This window comes from Acidobacteriota bacterium, from assembly GCA_020845575.1.
Lineage (GTDB): Bacteria > Acidobacteriota > Vicinamibacteria > Vicinamibacterales > Vicinamibacteraceae > Luteitalea.
The window spans coordinates 1-2,986 of record JADLFL010000062.1; the positions used below are offsets into that span (position 1 = coordinate 1).

Sequence of the window (2,986 nt, forward strand, 5' to 3'; positions counted from 1 at the left end):
CGATAGCGACGGACGATGACGCCGGCGGTGGGGGCGCGCAGCTCGGTCTTGGCCAGCTGCACTTCCACTTCGGCGACTTGCGCGCGCGCCAGCTCGACGGCGGCGCTTGCCCGCGCGCGGTCATCGTCGCGCGCCTCGGCCTGGACGGTGCGCGCACGTTCGGTGACTTCATCCACACGGGCGCGCGCGAGACGGGCGTCACGTTCCGCGCGTTCGTACTCCTCGCGCGCAATCACGCCATCGTCAAACAGGCTCTTGCGACGGCGCAGTTCGAGGTCGGCCTGCGCCGCGGCGGTCTCCGCCTGGAGTCGGGCGGCGTCGGCTTCGCGTCGTTCCTCCGTGCGGGCACCGTTGAGCACGCGATCACGTTCGGCCATGGCCATCGACAAACGCGCGCGCGCCGACGCAAGTGCGGCACGTTGTGCGCTGGCGTCGAGCCGGGCGATGACGGTGCCGGCCTCGACGCGGTCGCCTTCGTCAACGAGGACGGCCTCGAGCCGGCCGGGTATCTCAAAGCCGAGGTTGATGTCTTCGGTGGCCGACTCCACGCGGCCCGGCGCTGCGACGATGTCGGCTGTGGCGCTGGTGCCGGCATCGCGCGTCGGAGCCCCGGTGGCCGGTTGCGAACCTGAAAAGGCCCAGGCCGACAGGGCGAGGGTGGCGACCCCGGCGAGCATCCAGTGTGTGCGAGTCATGCGGCGAACTCCTTCGGAGTGAGAAGACCGTCTTCAATGCGGACCGTGCGATCCCCGTAGGGGAAGGTCCGCGAGTCGTGGGTGACGATGACGACCGCGCGGCCGTCGTTGGAGGCGAGGCTGCGGAGCAGCTCGAGGATGCGCTGGCCGGAATCGTGATCGAGGGCGGCCGTGGGTTCGTCGGCGAGAATGATGCCGGGAGCGCCGACGAGCGAGCGGGCGATCGCCACGCGTTGTTTCTGACCGCCGCTCAAGTCACGCGGGAGTGAACGCGCCTTGTCGGCCAGCCCGACCGCGTCGAGTGCGCGCAGCGCTTTGGCCATCGCAGGGGCGCCGCGTTCGCCGCGCACATCGAGCGCGATCGCGACGTTCTCCACGGCTGTCAACGCAGGGAACAGATTGAAGCCTTGGAACACGAAGCCGAGGTGGGCGAGTCGCACGGCTGGCAGGTCACGCTCGGGCAGTTGTGCGATGTCGCGGCCGGCAATCTCCACGCGCCCGGACGTGGCCCGCAGAATCGCGCCCATGATCGACAGCAGTGTTGTTTTGCCCGACCCGGAGGGGCCGACCATCAGCAGCACTTCACCGGGGTTGGCCTCCAGGTCCACACCCTTCAGTGCGGAGAATGCGGTGGCGCCTTCGCCGTAGACCTTGGTGACACCTGCCACTCGGATACCAGTCGCCATGGGAGCCTCAGTTCCGGAACACCATCGCGGGATCGATCCGCGTGGCCTTGTTGATGGAGACGAGTGAGGCGATCAGGCACATCACGATCGTCAGGAGCGCCAAGCCGACACTGAGGGGCCAGGGAATAAGAATCGCCGTCGTGCCTTCGAGGCTCGCGCGGGAGACCGAGAGGGCGATGCTGATGCCGATGGCGTAACCGACCGCGCCACTGACCATCGCCTGCTGGGTGATAACGCGATAGATGTAGCCGTTGGTCGCACCCATCGCTTTGAGCGTGCCGTATTCGCGGATGTGATCCACCGTGGCGGCGTAAATCGTCTGCGCCACGACGACCACTCCAACGAGCAGCCCGAGGCCGGCGGCGATCAGCACGGTGATGCCCGCACCGGTGCCGAACATCCAATAGCCCTCTTGCGCCGAGCGCCAGGCATCGGTGGCGAGGGCATCGACGTTGGGGACCGTCGTGCGGATCGTCTCAGCCAGCGCCGTGGTGTCGGTGCCTTCGGTGGCGCGCACCAGGATGTAGCGCAAGTCGTCGCCCGTGCCGGGCACAAAACGCTTGGCGTTGCTCAGGAGGGTGAACACCGGCGGCGCCGTGGTAAACGTGCGGATGCCTCGGGTGGTGCCGACGATCTTCACGCGTTGTCCGCGAATCTCGGCCGTGTCGCCCACGCCGGTCACGCCGAGCTTCTTCAGATACAACTCGTCGACGATGACCGCGTCGCGTTGACGCAGATCTTCGACCCGGCCGGCCGTCAGATTCCACGGCAGGCCCATCGTCGCGGTGGGCTCAAGGCCGATGACCATGATGCCTTCCTCGGCGCCGTCGGGTCGGTCCCACTGGCTGAAGTTCACGAGGTACCGCTCGGCGCGCGCGACGCCGGGGATTTGCATCACCTGATGGAGGCGGCGCTCGGGGAAGGGCACGGCGGATTCCAAGTGGGTCACGCCGCGCGACATCACCCAGAGGTCGGCTTCGCTGCGGGCGATGACGTCCGCCGTTGCGGCGCGGAATCCCATGAACAGCCCGAGTTGGATCGCCGAGAGCACCACGCTGAAGACGATGCCGACGAGCGTGACGACGAGGCGGACGCGATCGTGGAGGAGATTGCGGAGGGCGAGAGAGACCATCGGCGACTCCTAGGGGCGACCCGCGCGACCGGCGGGGCGGGGCAGGCCGGCGATCAGCAACTGCAGTGTCTGTTTGATGAGGCGCTCACGACCGACAAACGGGAATTCCGCCTTGGTGATGAGCAGGGACACGACGCCGTGAACACCGGCCCAAAGGGCTTGTGCCGTGGCTTCAACGTCGACCGGACCGATGCGGCCCGCCTGGACGCAGCCGTCCACCAAGCCGCGCAGGAATTCGAACGCGTGTTTGCCGGCGGAGGTCTCGTAGTTGTAGCCCGTGTTCTTGGGCGTGAGGATGAACGTGGCCGTGTAGTGACTCGGGTTGGCCAGGCCGAAGTCGATGTAGGCGCGCAGGCCGGCTTCCAGGTAGGCGAGCGGGTCGGTGTGTTTGCGCTGGAGCGCCTCGAGTTTTCGGATGAGGCCCGTGAAGGTCTCTTCGCAAATCGCGTGTACCAGAGCGGCCTTGTCGGCGA

At 67.4% G+C, this 2,986-nt stretch carries 4 protein-coding genes; all 4 read right to left on the reverse strand.

All coding sequences use genetic code 11. The annotated features are described in order from the left end of the window. Nucleotides 1–677 (reverse strand): biotin/lipoyl-binding protein (locus tag IT182_17125; protein MCC6165071.1); only part of this gene is annotated, 677 nt, incomplete at its 3' end. Between the two features lie 14 nt (nucleotides 678–691). After that, the gene (locus IT182_17130; GenBank protein MCC6165072.1) at nucleotides 692–1,381 is read right to left on the reverse strand and encodes an ABC transporter ATP-binding protein; all 690 of its coding nucleotides are present in this window, start codon (nucleotides 1,379–1,381) and stop codon (nucleotides 692–694) included. A gap of 7 nt (nucleotides 1,382–1,388) precedes the next feature. Further along, nucleotides 1,389–2,513 (reverse strand): ABC transporter permease, encoded by a 1,125-nt coding sequence (locus tag IT182_17135; GenBank protein ID MCC6165073.1) that lies wholly within the window; start codon nucleotides 2,511–2,513, stop codon nucleotides 1,389–1,391. A gap of 9 nt (nucleotides 2,514–2,522) precedes the next feature. Continuing rightward, a partial coding sequence (locus IT182_17140; GenBank protein MCC6165074.1) for a WHG domain-containing protein occupies nucleotides 2,523–2,986 on the reverse strand: 464 nt, incomplete at its 5' end.